This window comes from Nonomuraea thailandensis (genome assembly GCF_024172165.1).
Taxonomy (GTDB): domain Bacteria; phylum Actinomycetota; class Actinomycetes; order Streptosporangiales; family Streptosporangiaceae; genus Nonomuraea; species Nonomuraea thailandensis.
In genome coordinates, this window is record NZ_JAMZEB010000002.1 from 5,651,697 (window position 1) to 5,678,695 (window position 26,999).

Annotated in this window: 29 protein-coding genes; 8 read left to right on the top strand and 21 right to left on the bottom strand. The window is 73.8% G+C overall.

Annotated features, from left to right (window positions below; all coding sequences use genetic code 11):
* Positions 1 to 62 precede the first annotated feature (62 nt).
* A complete protein-coding gene (locus HD597_RS29495) occupies positions 63 to 527 on the top strand; it encodes a DMT family transporter (RefSeq protein ID WP_253746175.1) in 465 nt (154 codons plus the stop codon).
* Between the two features lie 3 nt (positions 528 to 530).
* Positions 531 to 968: a DMT family transporter gene (locus tag HD597_RS29500; protein ID WP_253746176.1), complete on the top strand. Its 438-nt coding sequence runs from the start codon at positions 531 to 533 to the stop codon at positions 966 to 968.
* A 10-nt stretch (positions 969 to 978) separates the two neighbouring features.
* Here the strand turns inward: HD597_RS29500 and HD597_RS29505 are convergent, their stop codons facing one another.
* The 5 genes from HD597_RS29505 to HD597_RS29525 all read right to left on the bottom strand — a co-directional run bounded on the left by HD597_RS29505 (position 979) and on the right by HD597_RS29525 (position 5,882).
* The gene (locus tag HD597_RS29505; RefSeq protein WP_253746177.1) at positions 979 to 1,644 is read right to left on the bottom strand and encodes a hypothetical protein; all 666 of its coding nucleotides are present in this window, start codon (positions 1,642 to 1,644) and stop codon (positions 979 to 981) included.
* A 40-nt stretch (positions 1,645 to 1,684) separates the two neighbouring features.
* A complete protein-coding gene (locus HD597_RS29510) occupies positions 1,685 to 2,929 on the bottom strand; it encodes an NAD(P)/FAD-dependent oxidoreductase (RefSeq protein WP_253746178.1) in 1,245 nt (414 codons plus the stop codon).
* A gap of 120 nt (positions 2,930 to 3,049) precedes the next feature.
* A complete protein-coding gene (locus HD597_RS29515) occupies positions 3,050 to 4,744 on the bottom strand; it encodes a PucR family transcriptional regulator (protein WP_253746179.1) in 1,695 nt (564 codons plus the stop codon).
* Positions 4,741 to 5,505, bottom strand: a complete 765-nt coding sequence (locus tag HD597_RS29520; protein WP_253746180.1) for a rod shape-determining protein — start codon at positions 5,503 to 5,505, stop codon at positions 4,741 to 4,743. Before HD597_RS29520 ends, HD597_RS29515 begins: the two co-directional genes overlap by 4 nt.
* A gap of 164 nt (positions 5,506 to 5,669) precedes the next feature.
* A complete protein-coding gene (locus HD597_RS29525) occupies positions 5,670 to 5,882 on the bottom strand; it encodes a hypothetical protein (protein ID WP_253746181.1) in 213 nt (70 codons plus the stop codon).
* A gap of 389 nt (positions 5,883 to 6,271) precedes the next feature.
* Here HD597_RS29525 and HD597_RS29530 point away from each other — a divergent pair, with 389 nt between their 5' ends.
* The 3 genes from HD597_RS29530 to HD597_RS29540 all read left to right on the top strand — a co-directional run bounded on the left by HD597_RS29530 (position 6,272) and on the right by HD597_RS29540 (position 8,547).
* Complete coding sequence (locus HD597_RS29530; RefSeq protein WP_253746182.1) at positions 6,272 to 6,670, top strand: ArsR/SmtB family transcription factor; 399 nt, start codon at positions 6,272 to 6,274, stop codon at positions 6,668 to 6,670.
* Entirely contained in the window at positions 6,667 to 7,368 is a 702-nt protein-coding gene (locus HD597_RS29535) for a cation efflux transmembrane domain-containing protein (protein WP_253746183.1), read from the top strand. Before HD597_RS29530 ends, HD597_RS29535 begins: the two co-directional genes overlap by 4 nt.
* Before the next feature lie 138 nt (positions 7,369 to 7,506).
* Positions 7,507 to 8,547, top strand: a complete 1,041-nt coding sequence (locus HD597_RS29540) for an endo-1,4-beta-xylanase (RefSeq protein ID WP_253746184.1) — start codon at positions 7,507 to 7,509, stop codon at positions 8,545 to 8,547.
* 213 nt (positions 8,548 to 8,760) lie between these two features.
* Here the strand turns inward: HD597_RS29540 and HD597_RS29545 are convergent, their stop codons facing one another.
* From HD597_RS29545 to HD597_RS29570, 6 genes are all read right to left on the bottom strand, one after another.
* Positions 8,761 to 9,315 carry a hypothetical protein gene (locus HD597_RS29545; protein WP_253746185.1) on the bottom strand — a complete coding sequence of 185 codons (555 nt, stop codon included), beginning with the start codon at positions 9,313 to 9,315 and terminating at the stop codon, positions 8,761 to 8,763.
* A 20-nt stretch (positions 9,316 to 9,335) separates the two neighbouring features.
* Positions 9,336 to 9,815, bottom strand: coding sequence for an RrF2 family transcriptional regulator (locus HD597_RS29550; protein WP_253746186.1), 480 nt, complete (start codon positions 9,813 to 9,815; stop codon positions 9,336 to 9,338).
* A gap of 8 nt (positions 9,816 to 9,823) precedes the next feature.
* Positions 9,824 to 10,765, bottom strand: a complete 942-nt coding sequence (locus HD597_RS29555) for a sulfite exporter TauE/SafE family protein (RefSeq protein WP_253746189.1) — start codon at positions 10,763 to 10,765, stop codon at positions 9,824 to 9,826.
* A 179-nt stretch (positions 10,766 to 10,944) separates the two neighbouring features.
* Positions 10,945 to 11,340 carry a FixH family protein gene (locus HD597_RS29560; RefSeq protein WP_253746190.1) on the bottom strand — a complete coding sequence of 132 codons (396 nt, stop codon included), beginning with the start codon at positions 11,338 to 11,340 and terminating at the stop codon, positions 10,945 to 10,947.
* Positions 11,337 to 12,680: a DUF8832 domain-containing protein gene (locus HD597_RS29565; protein WP_253746191.1), complete on the bottom strand. Its 1,344-nt coding sequence runs from the start codon at positions 12,678 to 12,680 to the stop codon at positions 11,337 to 11,339. Before HD597_RS29565 ends, HD597_RS29560 begins: the two co-directional genes overlap by 4 nt.
* Entirely contained in the window at positions 12,677 to 13,837 is a 1,161-nt protein-coding gene (locus tag HD597_RS29570) for a hypothetical protein (protein ID WP_253746192.1), read from the bottom strand. Before HD597_RS29570 ends, HD597_RS29565 begins: the two co-directional genes overlap by 4 nt.
* Positions 13,838 to 14,087: 250 nt before the next feature.
* Between HD597_RS29570 and HD597_RS29575 the strand changes: the two genes are divergently transcribed.
* The gene (locus HD597_RS29575) at positions 14,088 to 15,128 is read left to right on the top strand and encodes a PP2C family protein-serine/threonine phosphatase (protein ID WP_253746193.1); all 1,041 of its coding nucleotides are present in this window, start codon (positions 14,088 to 14,090) and stop codon (positions 15,126 to 15,128) included.
* Positions 15,129 to 15,178: 50 nt separating this feature from the next.
* On the opposite strand, the gene HD597_RS29580 is transcribed toward HD597_RS29575, so the two are convergent.
* Positions 15,179 to 16,534, bottom strand: a complete 1,356-nt coding sequence (locus tag HD597_RS29580; protein WP_253746194.1) for a mannitol dehydrogenase family protein — start codon at positions 16,532 to 16,534, stop codon at positions 15,179 to 15,181.
* 40 nt (positions 16,535 to 16,574) lie between these two features.
* Positions 16,575 to 17,603, bottom strand: coding sequence for a LacI family DNA-binding transcriptional regulator (locus tag HD597_RS29585; protein WP_253746195.1), 1,029 nt, complete (start codon positions 17,601 to 17,603; stop codon positions 16,575 to 16,577).
* A gap of 130 nt (positions 17,604 to 17,733) precedes the next feature.
* Here HD597_RS29585 and HD597_RS29590 point away from each other — a divergent pair, with 130 nt between their 5' ends.
* Complete coding sequence (locus HD597_RS29590) at positions 17,734 to 18,030, top strand: hypothetical protein (RefSeq protein WP_253746196.1); 297 nt, start codon at positions 17,734 to 17,736, stop codon at positions 18,028 to 18,030.
* Positions 18,031 to 18,064: 34 nt separating this feature from the next.
* On the opposite strand, the gene HD597_RS29595 is transcribed toward HD597_RS29590, so the two are convergent.
* Together HD597_RS29595 and HD597_RS29600 are read right to left on the bottom strand one after the other, a co-directional pair.
* Positions 18,065 to 19,273 carry an acyl-CoA dehydrogenase family protein gene (locus tag HD597_RS29595; protein WP_253746197.1) on the bottom strand — a complete coding sequence of 403 codons (1,209 nt, stop codon included), beginning with the start codon at positions 19,271 to 19,273 and terminating at the stop codon, positions 18,065 to 18,067.
* A gap of 94 nt (positions 19,274 to 19,367) precedes the next feature.
* Positions 19,368 to 20,603, bottom strand: a complete 1,236-nt coding sequence (locus HD597_RS29600) for an MFS transporter (protein WP_253746198.1) — start codon at positions 20,601 to 20,603, stop codon at positions 19,368 to 19,370.
* 85 nt (positions 20,604 to 20,688) lie between these two features.
* On the opposite strand from HD597_RS29600, the gene HD597_RS29605 reads away from it, so the two are divergent.
* Positions 20,689 to 21,264: a TetR/AcrR family transcriptional regulator gene (locus tag HD597_RS29605; protein ID WP_253746199.1), complete on the top strand. Its 576-nt coding sequence runs from the start codon at positions 20,689 to 20,691 to the stop codon at positions 21,262 to 21,264.
* A gap of 169 nt (positions 21,265 to 21,433) precedes the next feature.
* Here the strand turns inward: HD597_RS29605 and HD597_RS29610 are convergent, their stop codons facing one another.
* The 6 genes from HD597_RS29610 to HD597_RS29635 form a co-directional block, all read right to left on the bottom strand.
* Positions 21,434 to 22,360, bottom strand: a complete 927-nt coding sequence (locus HD597_RS29610) for a glucosyl-3-phosphoglycerate synthase (RefSeq protein WP_253746200.1) — start codon at positions 22,358 to 22,360, stop codon at positions 21,434 to 21,436.
* 176 nt (positions 22,361 to 22,536) lie between these two features.
* On the bottom strand, positions 22,537 to 23,436 hold the full coding sequence (locus tag HD597_RS29615) for a cation diffusion facilitator family transporter (RefSeq protein WP_253746201.1): 900 nt from the start codon (positions 23,434 to 23,436) through the stop codon (positions 22,537 to 22,539).
* Entirely contained in the window at positions 23,436 to 23,816 is a 381-nt protein-coding gene (locus tag HD597_RS29620) for an ArsR/SmtB family transcription factor (protein WP_253746203.1), read from the bottom strand. The genes HD597_RS29615 and HD597_RS29620 overlap by 1 nt, the downstream gene beginning before the upstream one ends.
* A gap of 74 nt (positions 23,817 to 23,890) precedes the next feature.
* Positions 23,891 to 24,673, bottom strand: coding sequence for a DeoR/GlpR family DNA-binding transcription regulator (locus HD597_RS29625; RefSeq protein ID WP_253746209.1), 783 nt, complete (start codon positions 24,671 to 24,673; stop codon positions 23,891 to 23,893).
* Between the two features lie 16 nt (positions 24,674 to 24,689).
* The gene (gene pdxA, locus HD597_RS29630) at positions 24,690 to 25,688 is read right to left on the bottom strand and encodes a 4-hydroxythreonine-4-phosphate dehydrogenase PdxA (protein ID WP_253746211.1); all 999 of its coding nucleotides are present in this window, start codon (positions 25,686 to 25,688) and stop codon (positions 24,690 to 24,692) included.
* Complete coding sequence (locus tag HD597_RS29635; RefSeq protein WP_253746213.1) at positions 25,685 to 26,971, bottom strand: four-carbon acid sugar kinase family protein; 1,287 nt, start codon at positions 26,969 to 26,971, stop codon at positions 25,685 to 25,687. Before HD597_RS29635 ends, pdxA begins: the two co-directional genes overlap by 4 nt.
* Positions 26,972 to 26,999 lie beyond the last annotated feature (28 nt).

A 26,999-nucleotide genomic window follows, 5' to 3' on the forward strand; every position in this document is an offset into this window, starting at 1 on the left:
AACGTGTTTCAATGCACGGACATGAAACTATCCAGCTCGGGCGCCGCGGCGGAGCCGGCGCCATGACGGGGCGCGCGCTCGACTGGCTGCTGGCGATCGCGGGCGGCGTGCTGCTCACGCTGATGACCCTGTCCAACGCCGTGCTCGCCCGCCACACCGACGCGCTGTTCGCCTCCTGGGCGGCGCACGCCGTCGGAGCCGCGGTCGCGCTGCTCCTGGTGCTGGCGATCGCCCGGCGCGGGCCGCAGCCGGCGCAGGAGCACGGCACGGCCAGGACGCCGCTGTGGTACTACCTGGGCGGCATCCCCGGCGCGCTCGTGGTCGTCCTGTCCGCCGTCGCGGTCAACAGCGAGCTGGCGCTGGCCGGGACCATCGCGCTGATGCTCACCGGCCAGGTGGTGTTCGGCACCGCCGCCGACCACCTGGGCCTGCTGCACACCCCCCAGCGCCGCGTCACGGGCACGGACCTGGCGGTCGCCGGGTGCGTGCTCGCGGGCAGCGTGCTGATCGTGCTCGGCGGAGCGTGACCCGTGCTCTTCTTCGTGTCCCTCGCGCTGCTCAACGGCGTGCTCATCGGCGCCAGCCGCACCATCAACGGCCAGCTCGGCACGCGGGCGGGCGCGTTCAGGGCCTCCGTGTGGAACCACGTGGTGGGCTTCCTCTTCCTGAGCGCGGTGCTGCTCGTCCTGCGGACCTGGCCGGACGTCACGGACGTGCCCGTCGCGGCGTACGCGGGCGGGGTGTTCGGGGCGCTGTTCGTGGCGGTCAACAGTTACGTGTTCCCGAGGCTGGGCGCGATGAGCGCCTCGGTGCTGGTGATCAGCGGGCAGGTGCTGTCCGCCGTGGTGATCGACTGCGTCCAGCAGGGGACGCTGCCCTCGCCGGTCCGGCTGGCCGGCGTGGCCCTCGTGCTCCTGGGGCTCAGCCTGCCCCGCCTCACGGCCCGCCTGCGGCGCGAGGATCCGTGAGAGCCGCCCGTCAGCGGCCGCGGGCGCCTGGGCGGCGGCGCAGCGCGACGGCGGTGAACGCGCCCGCCAGCAGCAGCACGCCGGCCGCGCCCCCGGCGATCCATCCCCACCCGGAGCCCGTCTCCTCCTCCGCCCTCAGCGGCCCCTTGACGGTGAAGGTCTCGCCGGTCACCACCGGCCGCGACGGGGTGCCGAGCGCCTTGACGAGCCCGGCGTCCACGGGCCCCGCCAGGCTCTCGTGCCCGGCCTCCCGCTCGTCGCCGGGCCGCAGCGGCCCCGAGCCCGGGTCGACCGGCACGTTGCCCGAGCACAGCGTGGACGACAGCTCGGCCCCCTCCGCCGCGGGCCCCGCGGAGCCGGAAGCCGCGAACACCAGGTACCGCCCGCCCCGCCCGAACGCGTAGCCGCACGAGGCGCTGTCCGCGCTGCTCGCGACCGTGAACCGCTCCGCCGGCATGCCCTTGTAGACCTGGTCGGCCCGGAACGTGTAGATCCGGGGCCGGCCCGTCCCCTCCTCCGCGCGCACCCGCGTCACCGTGCCGGTGAAGACGGCGTCCGCGTGCTCCACGGCCCGCGCCGGTGACAGGTTCGCGCAACTGCAGGCGTGCGCGGCCGTGGACAGCCCGACGAGGAAGGAGGCGGCCAGGGCGAGGAGGGCGAGCAAGCGAAGCGTCATGCCCCTACCACGTACCAGGAGGGTGCGCAGTTCAAAGGGGTCAGCGCAGCGGGTCGAAATCGGCCAGCGCGGCGGGCTGCTTGCCGGTGGTGATCTGCTCGGCCAGCAGCCGCCCCGTGATCGGGCCGTGGGTCAGGCCCCACATGCCATGGCCGCCCGCCACGTACACGGTGGGAGCCGCCGTCGCGCCGATGAGCGGCCGCCCGTCCGGCGTGACCGGCCGGCCGCCCACCCAGACGTCGGTCCGCTCCTCCCAGCGCACCCCGCGCAGGAGCGGGCGGGCGGAGGCGACGATGGCGTCCAGCCGGGCGGGCACCTGCGGGGCGTCCGGGTCGCGGAACTCCATCGTGCCGGCCACCCGCAGGCCGCCCTGGTACGGCGTGCAGGCGACCCGCACGCCGGGCAGGTAGAGGGGGCCGGGGACGGGATGGTCGACCGGCACGGTGAAGGAGTAGCCGCGACCGGCCCGCACCGGGACGCGCACGCCCCACTGCCGGGCCAGGCGGGGCAGCCAGGCGCCGGTGGCCAGCACCACCGCGTCGGCCGACAGGACGGTGCCCTTGGCGGAGCGGACGATCACCTTCCTGTCGTCGGTGCGCACCTCGGCGACCTCGACGGCGTACACGGTCGCGCCGCGCCGCATGACGGCCTTGCCCAGCTCGTGCACGAAGGCGCCCGGGTCGACGTAGCGCTGCCCCTCGATCCGCACCCCCGCGCCCAGCGGCTCGCCGGCCAGCGGGACCTGCTCGTGCAGCCGCCCGCCGTCCAGCACGGTGTGCTCGACCCGCTGCCCGGCCGACTCCAGCCTGCGCAGCTCGCGCAGCAGGCTCCCGGCCTGGCGCGGGGTGCGGAACGCGGCGGTGATCGGCGCCGCGACGACGGGCGCGGACACGCCGTCGGCCGCCAGCACCTCGTACGCCTCGACGCACTCCTCGTTGAGCGGCAGGTTGGCGCGCGCGGCGCGGGTCCAGGACCGCCAGTGGCTGTTGGCGGCGAAGCGGGCCAGGAACGACCAGAGGCCCGGGTCGACGGTGGCGGGCACGTGCAGCGGCGCCGCGGGGTCGAGCAGCGAGCGCAGGCCGTAACGCAGGACGGCGGGCTCGTTCAGCGGGATGGCCAGGCCCGGGGCGATCCATCCCGCGTTGCCCCAGGACGCGCCGGCGGCCACGCCGCCCCGGTCGACCACGTCGACCTGGACCCCGCGCTCCTGCAGGAACCACGCGGTCGACAGGCCCACGATGCCCGCGCCCACCACGATCACCGACCGCGGCCAGTTGCCGGCCATGCTCACCCTCCAACGAGTACGGATCCGATGTCGCTGCCAGCATGGCCCGGGCGGCGGCCGGCGGCGGTGTGGGCGGGCGACAATCACGCCGCTGCCGCGTGTGGATCCGGCACAACGGGGTCAGTGGCCGGGCTCGTGCTCGACGGCGGCCAGCATGATGGTCAGGGCCAGGCGCTTGCGGGCGTCGCCCAGGTCCAGCGGGGTGAGCTCGCCCATCTTGCGCAGCCGGTTGCGCACGGTGTTGGGGTGCACCTCCAGCCGCTCGGCGGCCAGGGTGAGGTCGCCCTGGCTCTCCAGCCAGGCCCGCAGCGTGGCGGCGAAGCGGGTGTCGTGACGGGCGTCGTGTGCCAGCAGCGTGGGCACCGGGCCGCGGGCCGGGGTGCGGCCCGTGCGGGCGGCGGCGCGCAGCCGACGCAGCAGGATGTCGTCCCAGGACTCGTCGTAGGCGGGCGGCGGGGCGGCGGGGCTGCCGCTCTCGTGCAGCGCCAGGCATTCGTCGGCCTCCTGACGGCCCGCCGGCAGCTCCGCCACCCCGGCGGGGGCGCCGATCCCGGCGGCCAGGCGTACCTGTGCGGGCAGCTCCGCCTGCAGCGCCGCGACCCAGCGGCGGGCCGCCTGCGCGTCGCCGGCCGCCTGCGCATGCCCGGCCGCCTGCCTCTGGCGGGCCGCCTGCCCGTGGCGGGCCGCCTGGGCGTCGCCGGCCGGCAGGATCGTGTAGAGCGTGTCGCCGAGCAGCGTGCTGCGCCCGGGCCTGGACCAGCCGAAGCCGGTGGTGGCCTGCTCGAAGGCCAGCAGCAGCGCGGCGTGGCGCTCGCCGCCGGTGCGCGCCCGGACCGCGATGACGCGCATCTCCTGCGGCGGCAGGCCCAGCCGGCTGATCACCGTCGCCGCGTCGGCGCTGCCCTCCAGCAGCCGGATGACCAGGTCGGACTCCACCTGCCGCTCCAGGTCGGCGCTGGCCCGGGAGCGCAGCAGGTGCAGCGCCACCGTACGGGCGCCGTCGGTCAGGGCGCGGCGACCGGCCTCGTCCGGCGGGCTGCCGCGGCTCACCCACACCGAGCCGAGCAGCTCGCGCCCGGCCCGCACCGCCACCGCCATGCGCCCGGTGAGGCCGTTCGCGGGGTCGGCGGGGACGAACACCGGCTCGTCCGTGGTCGCCAGGCGGGCGAAGACCCCCTGCTGCTGGAACAGCTCGCGCAGGCGGTCGGGCACGCGCCGCGCCAGGATCGTCTCCAGCCGGGCCGGGTCGCCCGCCTGCTGGGAACGGGAGTAGGCCAGCACCCGGGAGTGCCGGTCCTCGATGGTCACCGGCCCGCCGATGACGTCGGCCAGGCTGTCGGCCAGCGCGAACAGGTCGGTCGGCCCGCGTCCGGAGGCGGTCTCGCGGCTCTCCAGCACCAGCCCGTAGACCACGCCGGCCAGCTGGCTCCACGAGACGGCGGGATCGGCCAGCAGCACGGTCACCCCGTGCTCTTCGCCGAGCGCCGCGGCCTCCCGCTCGGCGGCCACATCGCTCCCGCTCCCGGCGCCCGTGCCGCTGCCTGCCCCCGTGCCGTTCCCGTCCCCGGCGCCCGTGCCGCTCCCGTCACCGGCGGGCCGGACCAGGACCGCGGTGGCCTCGACCGCGGCCGCGCCCAGCACCGCCTCGGCGATCGAGGAGCTGCCGACGGCCAGGAGCAGGTCGCCCGTGACGTGGCGCTCGCCGGCCTCCGGCATCGCCACGCTGCGCACCCAGGTCGCACGGGCCTCGGGGCGCCCGCAGAGCCGCACGCCGTACCCGCCGAGCACGTTCACCAGGCGGTCCAACGTGATCATGACCAGCTCCGGTCCGGCCTGGCACGGGCGGCCAGGGACGGCTGCAGGCACAGCCGCATCAAGCCGCGGACGGTCGCGTGCTGCGGCTGCGTGGCCACGCTGATCGGCAGCCGCACCGAGCCGCGCAGCCGGCGCAGCAGCTCCTCCTGACGAGCGCCACCGCCGGTGACCACCAGGCCGCGGGCGCGCGTGGCGGGGCGCGCGCCGGCCCGCAGGCGGCGGGCCAGGGCCGCCGTCATGTCCACGACCCCCTCCAGCGCGTACGACGCCAGCCCCGCCCCGGTGGTGGCGCTGAGCTGGAGGGCGGCCGCGTCGATGACGGCCCCTTCGCTGAACGCGACCACCTCCACGATGCCCGCCCCGACGTCCAGCACCAGGCCCGGCCGGCTGTCGAGAACGTCCAGGCCCGCGCCGACGGCGGCGGCCAGCGGCTCGTCGACCAGCCGCACCTCGCATCCGGCGATCTCCGCGACCGCGGCGCGGACCGCCCCGCGATCGCTGCGCGACGCGGCCAGCGGCACACCCGCCAGCACCCGCTCCAGCGGGCGGCTGTCGTAGAGCCGGGTGTCCTGCAACGCCAGGCGGACCAGGCGCAGGCAGGCTCCCGGGTCGATCACCATGCCGTGCCGGATGGGCCGCACCGCGTCCGGCCCCCTGACGATCACCGAGGGCAGGTCGGCCATGGCGTGCCCGCCCAGGGACAGCGACCGCGTACGAGCGGTGCCCAGATCGAGCGCCACGAAGCGCTGCGCGGCGTTCACGACGCGCTCCCGCACGGCGCCTGAGGACGTGCGAGCTCGTGCGGCCGTTCCAGGACGTGAACTGATGCGACGGACATGACGATGATCGGCTCCTGGCTGACGTCAGGGGAGGGCAGCACAGCGTGCCCCGCCCCTGTTGGAAGGGGGAGAGGATGAGACGTCGGCTAGGTCAGCGGCGGGCTGCGCGACCCCGCGGTGCGGTGCGCGAGCTGTTGCGGGTCGCGGACGGCGTCCGCGGCGGGCGAGGCCAGCAGGGCCAGGTGCGTCGGCTCGCCCTGGCGATCGCCGTGCAGCAGCGGCCACAACGACAGCAGGACCGGGCCCATCACGCCGGTGAGCGCGATGGACCCTCGTGGTGTTCTCCACGGTCCCGTCATGGGGCCGACCATAGCCCAGACCGCCGCCGAACGCGCCCTCATCCACGCCCGGCGAACCCGAACCACGCCCTTGCGCCCCGCCTCCGGGCCAGGATCGCGGCCCTGGATCCGGAGAGGTCCCTTCGTGGCGAGCGGCCCGCCGGCGCCGTGCAGGTGGTCGTGTTGAACGGCTGCCGGCGAGCCACCCGCTCCTGTTCCCCGTGGTTCCGCCCGAAACGTGCCCTGCCGGGAAGCAGGCCATCCCGCCCGAGCGAGTCACGGAACCACCCCGTTACACGCCCTGCCGGTAGCAGTCCGTCCGGTTCGAGCGCGCCACGGGGCCGCCCCGCAACGGCGTCCGTCGCAACGCCGCTTGCGAACATATCGCCCATTCCGGCTATCATCGCGATATGGCGATCAATCGAGATGGCGGCCGTTGCGTGAGCGCCGACATCGCCGCGGGTATCTCCCCGGCGGCGGCGCTGTTCCACTCCCTGGCCGACGAGACCCGGCTGCGCATCGTGCAGCGGCTCGCACGCGGCGAGGCCCGCGTGGTCGACCTGACCACCCAGCTCGGCCTGGCCCAGTCCACCGTGTCCAAGCACCTCGCCTGCCTGCGCGACTGCGGCCTGATCGGCTACCGGGCCGAAGGACGGCAGTCCTTCTACTCCCTCACCCGGCCCGAGCTGATGGACCTGCTGGCCTCGGCCGAGCAGTTGCTGGCCGCCACCGGGCACGCCGTGACGCTGTGCCCGGCCACGGCCGGCGAGGCCCGCGGATCCCGGACCACCGGGGAGGCGGCGTCGTGACCTCGCTGGGCCCGCCCGTCCCGGCCCGGCGGACGGTGCTGCATCGCCGGATCCGGCTGCTGGTCGCCGCGACCATCACCTACAACGTGATCGAAGCGGCCGTGGCCATCACCGCCGGCACCGCGGCCTCCTCCGCCGCCCTGATCGGCTTCGGGCTGGACTCCGTCGTCGAGGTCGCCTCGGCCGCCGCGGTGGCCTGGCAGTTCTCCGCCGCCGACCCCGAGAGGCGGGAGCGGGCGGCGCTGCGGGTCATCGCGATCTCCTTCTTCGCCCTGGCCGCCTATGTCACGGTCGACGCCGTCCGGGCCCTGCTCGGCGCCGGCGAGGCCGGGCACTCCACCCCCGGCCTGATCCTGGCCGCGGTGTCGCTGGCCGTCATGCCGTTCCTGTCGTACGCCCAGCGCCGCGCGGGCCGCGAGCTCGGCTCCGCCTCCGCGGTGGCCGACTCCAGGCAGACGCTGCTGTGCACCTACCTGTCGGCCGTGCTGCTGGCCGGGCTCGCGCTCAACAGCGCGTTCGGCTGGTCCTGGGCCGACCCGGTCGCCGCCCTGGTCATCGCCGCCGTAGCGGTCAAGGAAGGCCGCGAGGCCTGGCGCGGGGACGCCTGCTGCGCCACGCCGGCCACCGTCGCGGCACGCGAGGACGGATGCGCGACCTGCGCTCCCGGCTGCTCCTGCCGCACTCCCCCGCCGGCCTGACCCCGTTCCAGGTGTTGACGTGGCATCCCCGAGCGCTTACGGTTCCGGCAGTCGGTGAAACTATCGACACAATTCCGAAACTTTCGGAACACACCTGTAGCCGCCCCAAGCCACCCCCACGGCACCGGAGGTCATTCGGTGAAGCCATTGATCATCGCCCTCGCGCTCGTCCTCGCCGCCCCGCTCCCCGCCTCCGCCCACCCGCGCCCACCACGCGACCTGCGCCAGCTCGCGCAGCAGACCGGCGTCAGGATCGGCTCGGCGGTGGACCTCGCCGCCCTGCGCGCCGAGTCCGACTACCGCAGGGTGCTCAACCGCGAGTTCAACCACGTCACCGCCGAGAACGCGATGAAATGGGAGTCGGTGGAGCCGCAGCGCGGCGTGTTCACCTGGGACGACGCCGACACGCTGGTCGAGAGCGCGCGCCGCAACCGCCAGCAGGTACGCGGCCACACCCTCGTCTGGCACAACCAGCTCCCCGCCTGGCTCACCGCGGGCGTCGAGGACGGCTCCATCGACGCCACCGAGCTCCGGGGGATCCTGCGCGACCACATCACCACACAGGTACGCCGCTACAAGGGCAAGATCCGCGCCTGGGACGTGGTGAACGAGGTCGTGGAGGAGGACGGCACGATGCGGCAGAGCATCTGGCTCAAGCACCTCGGCCCCGGCTACATCGCCGACGCCTTCCGCTGGGCCCACCGCGCCGACCCGCACGCCAGGCTGTTCATCAACGACTACAACCTCGAATGGAACGCCCCCAAGATCGAGACCACGCTGTCCCTGGTCAAGGAGCTCCAGGCGCAGCGCGTACCGATCCACGGCGTCGGCTTCCAGGGCCATCTCGGCATCCAGTACGACTACCCCGGCGACTGGGCGAACGTCATGCGCCGCTTCGCCGACCTCGGCCTGGAGGTCGCGATCACCGAGCTGGACGTGCGCATGGAGCTGCCGGTGACCCCGGAGAAGCTGGCCACCCAGGCCACCTACTACAGCCGGGCCATGACCGACTGCCTCAGCGTCAGGGCCTGCCGCGAGCTCACCGTCTGGGGCTTCACCGACCGGCACTCGTGGGTGCCGGGCTGGTTCGAGGGGCAGGGGGCGGCGTGCCTGCTCGACGAGAACCTCGCGCCCAAGCCCGCCTACCAGGCGCTGCTCGCCGTCAAGAACGCTCGCTGACCGGGTCACCCGCGCCCCACGGGGCCCGGCTCCCGCCCGCCCCGCCCGTGCGGTGTTCCCCATGACCGGGATGCCGGGGCTGACGCGGCGTTCCCGATGGGCCGGGCACCTTCCGCCGACGGTGCCCGGCCACCGCCCAGGTCCTCACGATCCTCACACCCGCGTGAGGACCTGGGCCCCGTCGTCCCGGCGGGCCCGCTCGCCGGCCGGGCCTCAGAACAGGCGTGAGGGCGCTCGTTCCAGGCGCTGGAGGAGCCCGTACACGAAGCGGGCGCGATGCGTCCGGCCGTCGTGGCGGAAATCGACCGTCCAGTGGTGCGGGGCCGGGCCGTCGATCTGCACGGCGTCGGGGAAGCTCGCGCCGACGTCGCCCACGACGCACCCCCAGGGGACCAGGTCGGCGAAGGCCGGCGTGGCGGCGCCGGAGGGCCGGACGAACCACTGGTTCCACAGCTCGCCACCGGGGCCGGCCAGCGCCTCGTACGCCAGCCCCGGCCAGGTCGGCAGCGGCCAGCGGAGCACGTCGCAGGTGAGGCTGCCGGCGGCCCTGCGCCCGCGGTACGGCGGCGGCCCCAGCGCCATCCGCAGGGCGGCGGCCCCCTTCGGAGCCCTCGGGGCGTGGGCGAGCCTCGTCCAGTGGGCATGGGCCTCGCGCAGTTCGGCGCGTGAGGCGCCGATGAGGCCGAGGGTCTCCTCGACCTTCTCGGCGTTCACGTCGCGCATGCGGTGCAGCAGCGCCAGCTCGAACTCGCGTACCCCGAAAGCCACCGCCCCAGCTTGCCACTCCCCTACAGGGCGCCGCGCCCGCCCAGGCCATGGGCCCCGAGCACGCCATGGGGTCCGGGCGGGTCGTCAGGGAGGCCGCCGGAGTCGGCCCGGCCGTCCTGGCGGTCGCGGGAGGCGACGACGTCCGCCAGGGTGATCTCGCTGAGCAGCGCGTCCTCGTGGCTGCGCAGCCGGTCCCAGATCTCGGCGAGCGGCGCGGCGGCCGGGGAGAACGGGCGCAGGGCCTGCTCGGCGCCCTCGGTGACGCGGATGACGTCGGCCAGCGCGATCTCCCCGGGCGGCCGGGCCAGCCAGTAACCGCCGTCGGGACCGCGCTGGCTGCGGATGAGACCGGCCCGGCGCAGCTGAAGCAGGATGTTGTCGCAGAAGCGACGGGGGATGTCCTGCGTGACGGCGATCCGTTCAGCGTGCACCGGGCTGTCGGCCACGGCCAGGGCGAGCATGGCGCCCAGGGCGTATTGGGTGCGGGCGGAGATTCTCATGGGCCGGCTCAGGCGGAGGCCGTCTCCTCCTCTGTCGTCGTACGCTGACGCAGCTCGCTCTCCACCGCCTCGACCGACTCGTTGGCCTTGTCGCGGCGGTACTCGCGTACGGAGTAGGCGATCGCGGCGGCCCAGATGACGGCGATGACGATGTAGGCGACGGTCTGGACGCCGCCGGAGGCGTCGATCCAGTCGCTGCGCAGCAGCGTGCGGACGTTGGTCAGCACGATCACGCCGCCCACGGCGGAGCCGAGGATGCGCGGCGGGATGTGCCGGACGAGCCAGGCGGCGATCGGCGCGGCGATGACGCCGCCGAGCAGCAGGACGGCCACCCAGGCGAAGTTGATGTTCTCGGAGCCGATGCCGACGAAGAAGCCGATGCTGGCGGCGATGGCGACGAGGAACTCGCTGGCGTCGATGGAGCCGATCACCTTGCGGGGGGCCAGCCGCCCGCTGGCCAGGATGGCGGGCGTGCCGACCGGGCCCCAGCCGCCACCGCCGGTGGCGTCCACGAAGCCGGCCAGCAGGCCGAGCGGCGCCAGGAAGCGCCTGCGCAGCGGCTTGCCCAGGTTCCCGCGCGGCAGGCCGAACGCGGTGAAGCGGATGAGGATGTAGACGCCCAGGGAGAGCAGGATGAGCGACATCACCGGGGCGGCGAGCTCGGTGGACAGGCTCGACAGGAACGTCGCCCCGGCGAAGGCGCCGACGGCTCCGGGAAGGCCGATCTTCGCGACGACCTTCCAGTCCACGTTGCCGAAGCGCCAGTGGGAGATGCCCGAGGCGAGCGTGGTGCCGATCTCGGCGAGGTGGACGGTGGCGGAGGCGGCCGCCGCGTTGGTGCCGATGGCCAGCAGCAGTGTGGTCGAGGTGACGCCATAGGCCATGCCTAGGCTGCCGTCGACCAGCTGAGCGGCGAGGCCGACCAGCCCGAGCAGGATGAGCGCTCGCACGATCTCCCCTTCCCTACGATTCCTACTATACAAGTAGGAATAATAATTTAGCGCGCGGGGCGGCCTGTCAACCCTCGGAATGGACACGGAACGATGACGACCGTCACCCGTGCGGCCCGGCAGCCGGCCACGTCCCCGCCTCGCCGGCGACACCGTCGGGGCGCCGCCGGCGGGCGGCGTCAGTCGGTGATCAGCGCCTTGACGGCGAGCTGCTCCTCGCCCGCGGGGCCGTCGAGGCGGATCGACAGCTCCCAGACGCCGCTCATCGAGAACAGCTCGCCCTCGGCCAGGAAGCGGCCGGGCTCCCGCTCGGTGGCGGTCAGCTCAGGCGTGGAGTGCCCCATGTCGGCCATCACCGCGGAGACGGCCACGCTGTCGGCATCGCCCTTGCTCACCTGGATCTCCACGGCGACCCGCCCCGGAGCCGGGTCCTCGATCAGGACGGTGGCGGCGTAGCGGGCACCGGTGGTGGTCAGATCGATCGGATCAGCCGACCCGCCCCTGCCCACGAGGAACACCGCCGCCCCGGCGATCACGAGCGCACCGGCGACCAGGGCCGGTCTCACCTTCGTCACCGGGCCTCCGCCGCCGTCACGTCCACGGTGAACGGCGCGGTCACGATGCGGTCCCCGGTGGCGTACTGGACCCAGGCGAGGTAGCGGCCCGGCCGGGGAAAGCCGAAGGTGAAGCGCAGCCGGGATCCGGGGGCGCCCATCTCGTGGACGTGGCCGAGAAAGGCACCGTCCTGGCTGCGTACGAGCAGGTGCCCGGTCATCCCGAGCCAGGGCCGCACACCGGCCGGGACGTCCAGCTCGATCGTCGCGGGCCGTCCGGCGACCGGCACGCCAGGCTCCAGCCGCGGCACGACCCCACCGGGCTCCGCCGCCCCTGCGCCCTCTGTGCCGTCCGCTGCCTTCGCGCCGTCCGCGCCGTCCGCGCCGTCCGCGCCGTCCGCGCCGTCCGCGGGCGCAGGCTCTCCCCCGACCTGGAAGTCCGCGGCGACGAGCTGTCCGCCCGAATCCTCCCGCTCCAGCTCGGCATGCGCGAGGTACCGGCCGGGCCGGTCGGCGCGCAGCCGCACCTCCAGCCGCCCGGGCGCCGTGCGCAAGGGGTGCACGTGGCGGAAGTACCGCCCGTCCTCGCTGGTGACGACCACGTGGGTGAGCGCCTCGTGATGCACGGTGAGATCGTCCACGGGCCGCCCGGTCGAGCCGTCGACAAGATCCAGCCGCAGCGTGAACTCCTCCCCCGCACCCGGCCGCGCGGGCACCGTCTCCACCCGGGCCTGCGCGTACGGCCGCCCGCCCGCCGCAGGGGTCGCGGCGGTGGGAGCGGCGCCGTCGGGCGCGGGCGGCGGCAGTTGCGGCTCGAAGACGATGACCATGGCGGCGACCGTCACCCCGGCCGCGGCTCCGGCGGCCAGCGCCATCGCCCGCCCCGGCCGGGCCGTGGCGCCGGTCAGCAGGCCGCCCACCAGCAGCAGCGCGGCCACGAACAGGCCGCCGTAGATGAGAAGGTCGCCCATCGACCCGCGCTCGACCAGCACGCGGAACGGGACGACGGCGACCTCGTCCCCCGCGCTCAGCTTCAGCTCGTGCGGCCCGGTCCGCTCGACCCGGAGCTGGACGTAGCGCGGATCCGCCGCCGCCTGCGCCATGCCCGTCACCGCACGGCCGTCCTCCACCGAACGGACCTCGAGGCCGACGGGCAGCCCCGTGACAGGCTGGTACGCGATCACCCCGATCCGCAGCGGCCCCGGCACCCGCGATGTTCCCTTGATCACCACCGTGACCTCGGCGCCGGCGATCGTCTGGGCGATCCGCAGATCCGCCCCTGCCGTGACGTTGTGCGCCGCGGCGGGGACGGCCAGCGCCACCACGAGTGCGGCGGCCAGGCACAGAGCTCGAACGATCATGCCCGCTCGGCGTCGACCGTACCGGGCCTGGCCTTCTCGGCCTCGACCGGCGCGACGCCGGCCGGTTCTGCACCGCTCGGGGCACCGGCGGGAGCCCCGGACAGCGCGACCGCGTTCGGCAGGAACATCGCCCCGAGCGCCAGCCCGATGAGCCCGGCGATGATCGGCGCCCCCGTCCACAACTCCGGCACCGCGGGCAGCCCGCCTCCCGCGACCGAGGAGACCCCCATGTAGAGCGTCCAGGTGGCGAACGCCGACAGCCCCGCGAACGCCCAGTAGGCGCCGCGCCGCTGAGCCGACGGCCGCAGCCGGCGGATGAGCAGGTCGCTCACGAGCCCGGCGGCCACGAACGACAGCAGCACCGGCATGTTCTCGAACTCCGTCTGGGCTCCCGGCATGAGCACGGCGATCGCGTACATGACGGTCACCGAGCCGAACGGCAGCATCCAGCGGCGCACCAGCAGCAGCACGGGGCTGAGCACGACGACGTTGGTGATGACCATCGCCAGGGCGAGCCGGTCCGCGCCGGGGTCGTTCGCCGAGGAGAACGCCTCGACGATGCGGGCGGGGCGGTACTGCATGGCGTCGCCGTACGACAGGAACAGCGACACCAGCGTGGTGGCGAACGCGAGCCCGATGAGCGCGGGCAGCAGGCGGCCGAGCGTCGGCCGGGCGCCGACGTCGGGGGCGTTCCACGCGGAGCGGAGCGGTGTGGTGATGATGAGGAGCATCGTCACGATGAGCCCGAGATGTGAAGGGCTGAAAAGGATGTCGAGGCTTGTCTCGATGCCCAGAATGGTGTGCCACATCATGTCCGCGAACCCGAACGCGGCGAACGCGGGGATCGCCACCAGTCCGGCGAGATAACCGGCCGGCACCGCCGCCAGCCCCTGCCTCCCGGCGCGTACGTTGCGCCACACCTGCCAGAGAATCCAGCCGGAGACCACGGCGAACCCGGAGTAGAACACCGCGTGCCACGGAGTGAAGAACGTCTCCAACTCCGTCAGATTGGTGTGCGCCCAGGCGTCGATCATCAGCCCGACCCCGAACCACACCCCCAGCAGCGCCGTCACCAGGTCGGCTCTGGGGGACACCCATCCCCGGGGCTCCCCCGAATCCACCAGTAATCGCCGGATGCCGGCGTCGGCCAATGCCACGTGCTGACTCCTTTCCGTCAGGTCGAATCTATCTATATCGAGCGGAGAGAAGGAGCCGAAAAACAACTTGTCGATTTTCACGGTGCGTACCGGCGCGGACACGATTCACCATAATGCCCGGGAAAATCCCCAAATACCCGTGACGGGTTTTCAGGAATCGCCCGCCGCGGGCCTGCCGGGCCTCCCGGGTTGAGAACGACGGGTTTCCTGCGCGATGCTGGTACGTCGGAAGAGTTCACTCGGGGGTCGGATGAGGTCGCTGCGAATCCTGCGCTGGCTGCCGTTCGTCGTCATGCTGGGTGTCGCGCTCACCGACCTGCTGGCCGGCGAGAACCTCGTCTTCCTGCCGCTCCTCACCCTCGGCCCCGCGTTCGCCTCGGTGTCGGGCGGCGTACGGCGCACCGCGGCCGTCGGGGCGGCGGCGCTGGCCCTGTGCGTGCCGATGGCCGTCTACAACGACCTGCTGTTCACGTTCGAGAACAATCTCACGGTCGTCGGCATCCTGGGGGTGACGGCGGCGAGCATGCTGGCCAGCCGCCTGCGCCTGCAACGCGAGCGCGAGCTGGCCAGCGTCCGGCAGGTCGCGGAGGCCGCGCAGCGCGTCCTGCTCCGCCCGGTGCCCCGGCGCGCGGGCGACCTGCGGGTGGCGCTCTCCTACACCTCCGCGGCGGCCGAGGCCCAGATCGGCGGCGACCTGTACGAGATCGTCACCACCCCGCACGGCGTGCGGCTGCTGATCGGGGACGTGCAGGGCAAGGGGCTGGCGGCGGTCGAGACGGCGGCGTGGGTGCTGGGGGCGTTCCGGGAGGCGGCCTACGACGAGGCCGGCCTGGCCGACATCGGCGAACGGCTGGAGGCCAGCCTGACCCGGCACCTGGGCGGCGAGCAGTTCGTCACCGCGATCATCGCCGAGATCCACGAGACGGAGATGACCCTGGTGAACTTCGGGCACCCGGCTCCCCTCCTCATCCTCGGCGACGGCGGCCTGCACGCCGCCGACCCGCCCGACCCCGGCCTGCCCCTGGGGCTGGGCGCCCTGGAGCCGGCGGCGGTCAAGGCGCATCGGGTGCCGTTCGGGGGCGGGGATCGCATCCTGTTCTTCACCGACGGGGTCATCGAGGCGCGCGACAAGGGCGGGGAGTTCTACCCGCTGGAGGAGCGGGCCGGGTTGTTGCGGCGGGATGACCCGCAGGCGGGGCTGGACGCGTTGCGGGCCGACCTGGTCCAGCACGCGGGCGGGCCGCTGCTGGACGACGCGGCGATGTTGCTGCTGCACCGGCCGGAGGAATGACGTTCGGCGGCGCGTCGCGCATCTGGTCCCGCTGTCACCGGCGTCCGTGGTCAGTACCCCCGGGCCAGTTCCCTGGCCTGTCTCGTGACCGCATGGATCAGGGCCGGGTCGGCGGCCAGGGCCGGGTCGAGGCCGAAGGACACCGCGCGGGCGGCGTCCGGCAGCGGCCCGGAAGCGTCGGGGGCCGCGGCGTCCCGCGCGGGGGCGGCCTGGCGCAGGTGCAGCAGCCAGGCCGCGAGCACCCGGATCGCCCCGGCGGGGAGCGTGCCTCGCGCCCGCTCGGCTCGCAGCACCGGCAGGATGCGGACGGGCAGCTTCCGCGAGCCGTGCTCCGCGATCTTGGCGAGGGTGTGGCGGATCCTGGGGTTGGCGAAGCGGTCCAGCAGGGCGTTCCGGTACGCGGCCAGTTCGGGCTCGGGAAAGGCCAGGTGGCGGGAGGCCTCCGCCCACCATTGCGCCAGCCACGCCCGGCAGGCCGGATCGGCGACGGCCTCGGCGACCGTGGTGTGGCCGCGCAGCGTCCCGGCGTAGGCCAGCAGGGAGTGGCCGCCGTTCAGCAGCCACAGCTTGCGTTCCTCGTACGGGGCCGCGTCGGCGACGAAGCGGGCGCCGGCGTCGTCCCAGCGCGGACGGCCCGCGGGGAAGTCCCCGCACAGCACCCACTCGGAGTACGGCTCGGTGACGACCGGGGCGGCGTCGGCGCGGCCGGTGGCGCCGGCCACCAGGCCGGCGTCCTCCGGGGCCGGGTACGGGGTGATCCGGTCGACCATGGTGGTGACGTAGGAGGCGTCCGCGAGCCGCAGCCCCGCCGCGTGTGCCACCTCGTCGACCATGCGCCGGGTCAGCTCGCCGTTGCCCGGCAGGTTGTCGCAGGACACGATGGCCACCGGGCCTCCCCCGGCGAGCCGCCGCGCCGCCAGTCCGGCCGCCAGCCGCCCGGCCACGGTCCCAGCCACGGTCCCTGCCACGGTCCCTGCCACAGTTCCTGCCACGGTCCCTGCCACGAGGCCGGTGCCCGGGCCCGGGCCACGAGTGGCCGGTACGCCCGAGTAGCCCGCCTCGGTGACGGTCAGTGTGACCACGGCCAGCTCGGGCCGCCGCCAGTACGCCAGCCACTCCCCGTGCTCACCCCCGCCGTGCACCGCCGTGACGGAGCCGATCACCTCGAAGGCATCCCCGTCCGCACCCCGCGTGACCAGCGTGTAGACCCCGCCCTGAGCGGCCAGCCGCGTCACGAGACCCGTGCTGCGCCCGCTGAAGGCGGCGATGCCCCACCTGGAGGCGTCGGGGGCGTGTTCGGTGTACCAGGCCTGGTGCGCCCGGAAGAAGCCGCCGAGCCCGAGATGCAGCATGCGGACGGGCGCGGCGGGCCGGCCGCCGGCGGCTCGGGTCAGGGGCGGCGTCACGGTTCGGCGGGCCTTCGTGGCTGGAGCACGGGCGGCCGGCTCATGAGCCCGCCGGCACCAGCGGCACCGTCGTCGACTCGCGGACCACCAGGTGGCAGGGCCGGGCGTGCCGTCCAGGAGAGGGTGTGCCGTTGATGGCGGCCAGCAACATCTCGGCGGCCGTCCTGCCGAGCCCTTCCAGGTTCATGTCCACGCTGGTCAGCGGCGGCTGGCAGGCCTCCGCCATCACGTCCCAGTTGTCGTACCCGACCAGTGCCACCTCCTCCGGCACCCGCCGCCCGACCGCCCGCAGCGCGTCCGCGACGCCGCGCGCGATCTGGTCGCTGCCGCAGAACACGGCGTCGAACGAGGCCCCGCCCGTCAGCAGCATCCCCACGGCCTGCCGCCCCCACGCCTCGCTCCACGCCCCGAACAGCGGCGGCCCCGCCAGGCCGAGCCCCGCCTCGGCGAGCCGTTCGACGGCGGCGGCCGAGCGCGCGCGGGCCGAGTGGTGGTGCTCGGGCCCGGTCACGTGCGCCACCCTGGTGCGGCCGATGGCCAGCAGGTGCTCCACCGCCTTGCGCGCCCCGCCCTCCTCGTCGGGCACCACCGAGCAGTCGGCGGGGTCGGTCGAGCTGATGAAGGCGTAGACCACGGGCACGGGCGGCCTGGGCGTGATGGGCGTGCGGGCCTCCGTGCGCCGGCCGGTCACGATGATGCCGTCCACGCGCCGGCTGAGCAGCGTCTTGACGTGGTACTGCTCCCGGATCGGGTCGTCGCGCCCGTCGCACAGGAACACCGACATCTGCCCCGCTCCGAGCGCGTCCTCCGCGCCCATGAGCACCGGGATGCTGAACCGGCCGATCGTGTCGGTGGTGATCATGCCCACGGTGTACGTGCGCCCGGAGTGCAGGCTCCGCGCTCCCGCGTTCACCTCGAAGTTGAGCTGCCTGGCCGCCTCCCTGACCCGTGCCCGGGTCTCCTCGCGCAGGGATCCGCGCCCATTGAGCGCCTTGGAGGCCGTGCCCACCGACACCCCGGCGAGCGCCGCCACGTCGGTGATCGTGGCGTGACGCTCCGCTTTCCGCATGCTTTCCTCCGCTTGCCACCCCTCTTGCCCACGGCAACTCTACTCTCCGCTGATTCCGGCGGCAGGGTGCCGAAGGCACGAGGCAAACGCTTTCCTAGCTTTCCAGATCAGCGGGGCGGCGACGTCTCACGTGTCCGCCCGCAACGCGGGCGGCACGATCCGCTCGTACGCCGGCAGGTACTTGACCCGGCCGGCGGCCCGGTGCGACGGCCGTGCCGAACGAGCCCGCGAGGACCCGATGCTCTCCGGGATCCCGGTTCCCGTCCTGGCCGCCGCCACCACCGCGCTGAGCGTGGCCGCCCCTCCCGCGGCCGCCGTCGTCGAGCCGGCGGCGTGCGCGGACCTCAGCTTCACCGATTACTACCTCGGCCCCGAGGCCGCGAAGGACATGGACCGGGCCTTGCTGGCCGCCTGCGGCCTGCTGTGACTCTTCCGCCGGGTGGCGGCGGACCCCGGTGTCGTCAGCGGACCGGCAGCCCCGTGACGGCCCGGCCGATGATCAGGCGCTGGATCTCCGACGTGCCCTCGAAGATCGTGTAGATCTTGGCGTCCCGGTGGAACCGCTCCACCGGGTGCTCCCTGGTGTATCCCGCGCCGCCCAGGATCTGGATCGCCTGCTCCGACACCCAGACCGCCGTCTCCCCCGCCACCAGCTTCGACATCGAGCCCTCCGCCTGCTCGAACTGCCGGCCGTTGCGGGCCATCCACGCGGCCCGCCAGGTCAGCAGCCGGGCCACGTCCACCCGGGTGGCCATCTCGGCGAGCAGGAAGGCGATGGCCTGGTTCTCGCCGATCCTGCGGCCGAACTGCTCGCGTTCGCGGGCGTAGTCCCTGGCGTACTCGAAGGCCGCGCGGGCGATGCCCACCGCCATCGCGGCCACCGACGGGCGGGTGGTCTCGAACGTGCGCATCGCCGCCTGCTCGCCCGCCCGGCCGCCCTGGCGTACGCGCGCCAGCCTGGCCTCCAGCTTCTCCTTGCCTCCGAGCAGGCAGGAGCCGGGCACCCGGACGTCCTCCAGGACCACCTCGGCCGTGTGCGAGGCGCGGATGCCGTGCTTGCGGAACTTCTGCCCCATCGACAATCCCGGCGTGCCCGGCGGGATCACGAACGACGCCTGGCCCCTGGTGCCCAGCGACGGGTCGACGGAGGCGACGACGACGTGCACGTTCGCGATGCCGCCGTTCGTGGCCCAGGTCTTGACGCCGTTGAGCACCCAGTCGTCGCCGTCGGGGACGGCGCGGGTGCGGATGGCGCCGACGTCGGAGCCGGCGTCCGGCTCGGAGGCGCAGAAGGCGCCCAGTTTGACGTCGTTCTCCGTGCCGAACATCTGCGGCAGCCACTCCCCCATCTGCTCGGGGGTGCCGTTGGCGGACAGCGCCGCGGCGGCCAGGCCGGTGCCGGTGATCGACAGGCCGATGCCCGCGTCGCCCCAGAAGATCTCCTCGAACGCCACCGGCAGCGCCAGCCCGCTCTCCTCGAACCACTGGGTGGCGAAGAAGTCGAGGGAGTACAGCCCGATCTTGGCCGCCTCCTGGATGACCGGCCAGGGGGTTTCCTCGCGTTCGTCCCATTCGGCGCCCGCGGGGCGGATCACGTCGCGGGCGAAGGCGTGCACCCAGTCACGCACCTGAACCACGTCGTCGCTCGGCTCCGGGCAGAACCCCGCCATGTACCCCCCCCTCAAGTTACCGGTGGTAACACCTTACCGGCCGGTAGCGCGCCATCGGAATGCCCAGGCGTCTGTGAAGTTCCTGCGCGGCGCCTCACCGCACTGGGGAGGCGACCGGCCGCGGCTGCTCGGCTGATCGCCTTCCGGCCGTCCACGTGGAGATCAGGACGAACACGGCGGCCAGCGCCATGCCGGTCGCGAGGCCGTACATGAGCGGGGTGAGACCTCCGGAAGCGGCGGCCACCTGCGGGCCGACGCTGCCGCCGATCGCGAGCGCGGTGGAGAACAGCGCCAGCGCCGTGCCCCGGGCCCGGCCCGCCTCCGCCGAGATCGACTCGTTCATGCTGGGCAGGCCGCCGGTGATGGCGGCGACGTACAGGGCGAGCAGGAGCACCAGGACGGCGGTGCCGGTGAGGCCGATGACGGCGAGCGCGAGCGCGGCGACCGCCAGGAACACGACCGCCCTGGTGGTCATGCGGATCCTGGCCAGCCACGGCATCAGGAGCGGCATCAGGACGATCGACGGCAGCCCCGCCGCACGCAGCGCGAGCAGTTCGGCGGGCGAGCTGCCGCCGTAGATCTGCAGGCCGGTGTACACGGCCACGAAGCCGGCCATCAGCATGACCGTGGCCAGGTAGCGCAGGCTCAGCACCCGGTGGAACAGCAGGCCGGGCAGCGGCCGGTAGGCGGACAGCAGGGATCCTGCGGCCAGACGCCGGAGGGGCGGGTCGGGCAGCATGACCGCGCGCACGCCCAGCGCGGCGAGCACGAACCCCGCCGCCGAGAGCCCGAACATGCCGCGCCAGCCGATCACGTCCACCAGAAGCTGGGCGGCGACCTGCAGCAACACGGCGGAGGCGAGGAACGCGCCGGTCACCGCCGCGATGGCGACCACGCGGCGGCGCGGCTCCAGCCGCTCCCCCAGGTACGCCATCCCTGCGGGCGGGAACATCGCCACCGCCACGCCCTGCACCGCCCGCAGGCCGAGCGCCACCTCGGGCGACGGGCTCAACGCGACCAGCGCCGTCGTCAGGGCGGCCAGCGGCAATCCGATCATCAGCAGCCTGCGGCGGCCGTACCGGTCGGAAAGCGGGCCGAACACCAGGAAACCGATGCCGTAGCCGATGCCGAACGCGGTCACCAGCCAGGTCAGCCCGCCGGCCGAGGATCCCCAGCCGCCGGCCATGTCGTGCAAGAGGGGGATCACGACGTACAACTGGCCGCTGACCAGGATCGCGGTCAGCGTGAACGCCGTCATCGTGGCGGCGAACGGGGCGGTGGCCGGGGACGGGGGCCGTAGCCGCGGGGCGGGGGAAACGGTGAGTGTCATGGGTCGGGACGCTAACCAACCAACCAGTTGGATGTCAACTGGATAGTTGGTTTGCAACCAACCAGTTGGTGGCTAGGATGTCGTCATGACACCGAAGGTCTCGACCGCCGCCACCCGCGCCGCCCTGCTGGAGGCCGCGCGGGAGGAGTTCGCCGCGTACGGGGTGGCGGGCGCGCGCGTGGATCGCATCGCCGAGCGCGCCGGCGTCAACAAGGAGCGCATCTACGGGCACTTCGGCAGCAAGGAGAAGCTGTTCGACGCGGTCATCACGGAGGCGCTCGACGATCTGACGGCCCAGATCGCCCTGCCCGGGGCCGATCCCGTCGACTACGTGGCCAAGCTGACCGACTACTACCACTCGCATCCCGACCTGGTGCGGCTGCTGATGTGGGAGGCGCTCAACTACCGGGGCCAGGAGCTGCTGGAGGGCCAGGAGGCCCGGGTGGAGCGCTGCGGCCGCAAGACGGCCTCGCTGGCGGAGGGCCGGGGTGAGAAGGAGCCGTCGGCGGAGACTGCCCGGATGTTGTTCATGCTGACGGGGCTGGCGTTGTTCCCGTCGATGATGCCGCAGCTCGCGCGGATCATCCTGCGGGGCGCGGCCGACGACCACGAGGGCATGCGCGACCAGATCGCCGCCTTCGTCACCGCCGCCCTCAAGTAGCTCCCCGATCCGCTGCGGCTCGCGCCGGGACAGGGCCGCTTCCGGCGAACCGTGTCACCGCCGGCACGCGATGATCAGCCAGGCGCGGGAGTGGGACCACACGCCTCCGCCGGTGTCACGGGCGTCCAGCGCCCGCGCCGCCGCCGCCTGACGGGGTGCGGATCGGTGGTCAGCCGGCCATCGTGATCATCGGGGGGCGCTCGCCGATCCCGACGTCGCGGATCAGGACATCGTGCCCGTCCTGGCCCCGGCGGAACTGGGCCAGCCGCACCGACGGCTCGTGGAACGCCTGGATCTTGCCCTGGCGCTCCAGCCGGGACCAGGCGGCGAGCATGATCTGCCCCGCCATCCCGCCCAGCGCCTCCGTGGACTGCGGCGCGTGCTCCCGCGACCCGAGGTCCACCTGGGCGAACGCGTCCAGCCCCGCCAGCTCCAGCAGGTCGATCAGGAGCCCCAGCTCGACCCCGTACCCGGTGACGAAGGGCACCCGCTCCAGGGCCGAGCGCCGCCCGGCGTACTCCCCCGCCAGGGGTTGCACGAAACCCGCCAGCTCGGGCCAGTGCAGGTTGATCAGCGGCCGGGCCACGAGCTCCGTGACGCGCCCGCCGCCGTTGCCGGCCCCGTTCAGCGGCCGGTCATAACACCCCTTGGTGTACGCCACGGTCGGGTCGCCCAACAGGGGCCCTAGCACCCCAAGCACCAAAGAAGCCCGAAAATTCCGGATATCGGCGTCGACGAACACCAGCACGTCACCCGACGTGACCGCCAGCGACTTCCACAACGCCTCACCCTTGCCGTCGAGCGGCTTGAGCTGGGGCAGGATCTCGTCCTGGGCGTGCACCCTGGCCCCCGCCCGGGCCGCCACCAGCGCCGTGTCGTCGGTGGAACGCGAGTCGATGACCACGAGCTCGTCCACGAGGGCGCCCAGCTCCCGCCGGATCACGCCGACGATCTCCCCGATGGTCTCCCGCTCGTCGCGAGCCGGGAGCACCACGCTGACCGTGGTCTCCCCCTTGGCCGCCATCAGGTCCCGCAGCGGCCAGTCCCCGGCGGACGAAGTACGGCGCCGCAACCAGCCATGTACTTCGGGCAGCATGCGACACCACCCCCGAATCCCCACATATCAGCCTCTATACGGTGTTGTACCCCGGCCCCGCGCTCACCTGCCTAAATGCACCCTCGCCGAGTCCTGCCCACCGATCGCCGCTCCTCACCGATCGCGAGCAGCCCGCCGATCGCCGCCGCTTCGCGCGCCCCGGAGGCCGCCGCCGCTCACCAGCCCAGCTCGTCGCAGCCCCGGTGGTCGGCCGGCTCGACCTGGAGGGTGGCGTGCGCGACGCCGTGCCGGTGGCGCAGGAGATCGCGAGCCTGGTCCAGGACGGCGTGGTTGTCGCCGTGGTCGCCGGTGACGAGGTGGGCGGTGGCCACGTTCATGCCGGAGGTCAGCGTCCACAGATGCAGGTCGTGCACGTCGCGTACGCCCTCGATGGCCGCCAGGTCCTTCGCCACGGCGGCGGCGTCGACGCCCTCGGGCACGTGCTGCCCCAGCACCGCGAAGACCTGCCGGCCGAGCGAGACCGCCCGCACGGCGACGAAGACGCCGATGGCCAGCGCGATGACCGTGTCCCAGAGCGCCTGCCCGGTGGACGCGACCAGCCAGCCGGCCACGATAACGCCGACCGAGCCGGCGGTGTCGGCCACGACCTCCAGGTAGGCGCCCTTGACGTTCAGGCTCTCGCCCGCGCCGGAGCGCAGCATCAGCAGCGCGATCAGGTTGACCACCAGGCCGATGGCGCCCACGACGAGCATCGGCCCCGAGGAGACCTCGGCGGGCCCGCCGATCCGGCCGATCGCCTCCAGCACGACGTACAGCGCGACGCCGAGCATCAGCACCACGGCCAGCAGCGACGCGAACACCTCGGCCCGGTAGGAGCCGTAGCTGCGCCGGCCCGTGGTGTCGGGGCGCACGGCGATCCTCGTGGCGACCAGCGCCGCGCCGAGCGTGACCACGTCGGCGGCCATGTGCCCGGCGTCCGACAGCAGCGACAGCGAGCCCGACACCAGGCCGAAGACCAGCTCCACCACGAAGAAGACGCCGATCAGCACGAACGAGACCGCCAGCCGCCAGCGGTGGCGGCTGCCCGCGTGCCCGTGGCCGTGCCCGGCGCCCATCAGGCGTTCCCGTCGCGTTCGGGGTGCAGCGCCTCGGTGTGCTCGGTGTGGGCCAGCGCGAGGTCGAGCAGCATGCGGACGTGCGGGTCCTCCAGCCGGTAGAAGGCCATCCGGCCGGAGCGGCGCGCGGCCACGATGCGGTGGGCGCGCAGCAGGCGCAGCGCGTGGGAGACGGCCGACTCGCTCTGACCGGTCACCGCCGCCAGGTCGCACACGCACAACTCGCCGTCCAGCAGGGCCACCAGCAACCGCAACCGGTTCGGGTCGGACAGCAGCCCGAAGACGTCGGCCGTGTCGGCCAGGTCCTCGGCGGGCGGCATCCGCTCCGACACCGCGGTGACCCGCTCGGCGTCGACCACCCGGGTGGTACAACTGTCCATCGCCAGAACCTGGTTATCTGAAGAGGTATTCATATGTACAACGATAGGGCCTCACGGTGACGGGCTGTCAAGGTTCACGCCCGCGCGTCGGGAGGCACGGTCACGAGGTGCACGCCCCGGGACTTGAAGGGCTCCAGCGCCTCGGCGGTGGCGGCCGTGTCGGTCACCAGGGTCCAGGAGTCGGACATGCGCGCCCAGGCGTGGAAGGGCCTGCGCCCCAGCTTGGCGGCGTGCACGAGCAGGTAGACGTGGCGGGAGCGCTCCATCATCAGCTCCTTCATGCGCGTCTGCTGCAGGCTGGCCTCGCAGATGCCGTCCTCCGCCGTCACCCCGTCGGCCCCCAGGAAGACCCGGTCGAACGTCATCCGGCTCAGCGCCGCCTCCGCGAGCGGGCCGACGAAGCCCTGGCTCACCTGCCTGAGCGTGCCGCCCAGGCACTCCACGTGCACGCCCGTGGCGCCGACCAGCTCCTGCAGCGCGTTCAGGCCCGTGGTGGCGACCGTGAGGTCCGCCGCCTGGCGCAGCTCGTGCGCCAGGGCGCCGGTGGTCGAGCCGGCGTCGAGCAGGATCGTCTCGCCGGGGCGGATCTGCGCGGCGGCCCAGGCCGCGATGGCCCGCTTGGCCTCGAACGCCTCCCCGACGCGCTGCCGCAGCGACGCCTCCGGGTGGGTGACCACCGCCATCGCGCCGCCGTACGTGCGTGCCAGCAGGCCCGCCGCCTTCAGATGAGCCAGGTCGCGGCGGATCGTGGAGGCGGTCACCCCGAGCTGGGCCGACAGCTCCTCGACGCTGGCCAGCCCGGTGGTGGTGGCCAGGCGGACGATCTCGTCACGGCGTACCTGTGCTGCGCGGCCCATCGACGGCCCCTCTCCCTCACACGCCCTGCGCGGACGACAGCTCGGCCGCCTGGCGGAGCGCCTCGATCATGCTACCCGCGTCGGCCACGCCCTTCCCCGCGATGTCGAACGCCGTGCCGTGGTCGACCGACGTCCTGATCACCGGCAGCCCGACCGTGATGTTGACGCCCGCCTCCAGGCCCAGGATCTTGACGGGGCCGTGGCCCTGGTCGTGGTACATGGCCACGATGAGGTCGTAGTCGCCGCGGCCGGCCAGGAAGAACGCCGTGTCGGCCGGGAGCGGGCCGTGCACGTCCATGCCCTCGGCGCGCAGCCGCTCGACCGCCGGGACGACCTTCTCCTCCTCCTCGCCGTACCCGAACAGGCCGTTCTCGCCCGCGTGCGGGTTGATGCCGCACACGCCGATCCTGGGACGGCCGAGGCCGGAGCCGCGCATGGCGGCGTGGCCGCGCCGGATCGTCCGCTCCACCAGGCCGGGCTCGATGCGGGCGACCGCGTCGATCAGGCCGAGGTGGGTGGTGACGTGGATGACCTTCACCTTGTGGGTGGAGAGCATCATCGACACCTCCTCCGTGCCGGTCAGGTGCGCGAGCAGCTCGGTGTGGCCCGGGTAGACGTGGCCGGCGGCGTGCAGGGCCTCCTTGTTCAGCGGGGCCGTGCAGATGGCCTGGACCTGGCCGAACATCGCCAGCTCCGCGGCCAGCCGTACGTACGCGTAGGCCGCGCCGCCGGCGACCGCCGACACCTGACCCCACGGCAGGTCCTCGGGGAGCAGGCCGGGGTCGATGACGTTCACGCGGCCCGGCTCGAACACGGCCTCGGCGACGCCGTCCACGGTGACCACCTCCGGCCGTACGCCGAGGCAGGCGGCGGCCCTGCGCAGGCGTCCCGCGTCACCGATGACGACCGGGCGGCAGAACGCGGCGGTCTCGGGGGCGAGCAGGGCGCCGACGACGACCTCCGGGCCTACGCCGGAGCCGTCCCCCATGGTGAGGGCGATGAGAGGTGTGCTCATGTCAGCCTTTCGGGTGCGAGATGGGCGGCTATGCGCAGGAGACTGTCGCGGTCGCCGAAGCTGCCCGGCCTGGTGACGACCGAGCGGCCCTGCGGGGTGTGGCAGTGGACGGCGCCGTGGTGGATCTGGCCCACAGGGGTCAGCTCGCGCACCTGGAGCGTGTCGAGAACCCGCCGGGCCGTCTCGCCGCCGGTCAGGACCAGGTCGGGGGCGGGGGTGTGGCCGGTGAGCGCGGCGCCGACGAGCTCGGCGAGCGTGGCCGCGGCGGTGGGCGGGGCCTGACCGCTGATCGTGAGCACGGCGAGCGCGGCGGACGTGCGCAGGGCTTCGCGCAGGCGCTGCGCGAAGTGCGCACGGTGGGCGGGGGTGGTGTGGAGGTCCCTGGCGGCGTCGAGGGTGATCGGCCGGGCGCCGTACGAGAGGAGCAGGCGCGCCTGCTCGGCCGCCCCCGGCTCGGCGGTGCCGACGACGACCAGGAGGGGGCGGTTGCTGGTGCCGCGTGCGGGTACGTCCGGAAAGCCGCTGCAAGCGGGGGTTGTGTCCAGGAAGCGGCCGAGGGCGGAGGCGAGGCCGCCCGCGCCGACGAAGCGGGTGCGGTGGTCGGCCGCCATGGCCGCGCTGACGATCTCGTCGAGGTCGGAGTCCGTTTCCGCGTCGCACACGGCGATCCGCCCGGCGGTCTGCGACAGTGCCCGCGCGAGGGTGTCGCGGCCGGCGCGGACCGCTTCGAGCGGCACGAGCGCGGACGGCACGCCGCCCAGGGCCTCGGTGATGGAGGCCGGTGCGGGGCGGGGCTCCACCTGCCAGGCGCGCGTTTCGCGCAAGGACAGGCCGCCGAGGTACGGGACGCCGCCGACGGTGACGCGGCCGGCGGCCGGTAACGCCGGGGCGAACACGACGAGCGCGGGGGCGGGCGGGTGCGATGCCCGCGTGGGGAGGGCCGCGGAGGTGTCACGAACAGCGGCCTCGCCATCAGTGGCGGCGCGGGGTGTGGCCGCGTGAAGGGTCGCGGCGGCCATGGCGGCCAGGTTGCCGCGGAGCAACGAGTCGATCTTGACGAGGACGCGGCGTCCGCCCGCGTGCCGCAGCGCCTGCCGTACCAGCTCCCCCGCCTCGTCCCGATACCGGCAGTCGAGATCGGCGGCCAGCACCGGCGTCGTGAACGCGTACGGCGGCCCGGAGAGCGCGATTCGCGCACGACGGGCGGGCGACATGAGCACTGCTGCCGTCTCCGCCGCCCCCGAGAGGTCGTCGGCCAGGACGAACACGGATGCCGTTCCCACGCCCACCCCTCCAGCCTCATGGAATTGC

Bases quoted from the DNA above. Each gene is read 5' to 3' on its own strand.
- HD597_RS29495 (WP_253746175.1), top strand. From the start codon at position 63: ATGACGGGGCGCGCGCTCGACTGGCTGCTGGCGATCGCGGGCGGCGTG.
- HD597_RS29505 (WP_253746177.1), bottom strand. From the start codon at position 1,644: ATGACGCTTCGCTTGCTCGCCCTCCTCGCCCTGGCCGCCTCCTTCCTC.
- HD597_RS29510 (WP_253746178.1), bottom strand. From the start codon at position 2,929: ATGGCCGGCAACTGGCCGCGGTCGGTGATCGTGGTGGGCGCGGGCATC.
- HD597_RS29515 (WP_253746179.1), bottom strand. From the start codon at position 4,744: ATGATCACGTTGGACCGCCTGGTGAACGTGCTCGGCGGGTACGGCGTG.
- HD597_RS29525 (WP_253746181.1), bottom strand. From the start codon at position 5,882: ATGACGGGACCGTGGAGAACACCACGAGGGTCCATCGCGCTCACCGGC.
- HD597_RS29530 (WP_253746182.1), top strand. From the start codon at position 6,272: ATGGCGATCAATCGAGATGGCGGCCGTTGCGTGAGCGCCGACATCGCC.
- HD597_RS29550 (WP_253746186.1), bottom strand. From the start codon at position 9,815: ATGAGAATCTCCGCCCGCACCCAATACGCCCTGGGCGCCATGCTCGCC.
- HD597_RS29565 (WP_253746191.1), bottom strand. From the start codon at position 12,680: ATGATCGTTCGAGCTCTGTGCCTGGCCGCCGCACTCGTGGTGGCGCTG.
- HD597_RS29575 (WP_253746193.1), top strand. From the start codon at position 14,088: ATGAGGTCGCTGCGAATCCTGCGCTGGCTGCCGTTCGTCGTCATGCTG.
- HD597_RS29585 (WP_253746195.1), bottom strand. From the start codon at position 17,603: ATGCGGAAAGCGGAGCGTCACGCCACGATCACCGACGTGGCGGCGCTC.
- HD597_RS29595 (WP_253746197.1), bottom strand. From the start codon at position 19,273: ATGGCGGGGTTCTGCCCGGAGCCGAGCGACGACGTGGTTCAGGTGCGT.
- HD597_RS29600 (WP_253746198.1), bottom strand. From the start codon at position 20,603: ATGACACTCACCGTTTCCCCCGCCCCGCGGCTACGGCCCCCGTCCCCG.
- HD597_RS29605 (WP_253746199.1), top strand. From the start codon at position 20,689: ATGACACCGAAGGTCTCGACCGCCGCCACCCGCGCCGCCCTGCTGGAG.
- HD597_RS29610 (WP_253746200.1), bottom strand. From the start codon at position 22,360: ATGCTGCCCGAAGTACATGGCTGGTTGCGGCGCCGTACTTCGTCCGCC.
- HD597_RS29615 (WP_253746201.1), bottom strand. From the start codon at position 23,436: ATGGGCGCCGGGCACGGCCACGGGCACGCGGGCAGCCGCCACCGCTGG.
- HD597_RS29620 (WP_253746203.1), bottom strand. From the start codon at position 23,816: ATGGACAGTTGTACCACCCGGGTGGTCGACGCCGAGCGGGTCACCGCG.
- HD597_RS29625 (WP_253746209.1), bottom strand. From the start codon at position 24,673: ATGGGCCGCGCAGCACAGGTACGCCGTGACGAGATCGTCCGCCTGGCC.
- pdxA (WP_253746211.1), bottom strand. From the start codon at position 25,688: ATGAGCACACCTCTCATCGCCCTCACCATGGGGGACGGCTCCGGCGTA.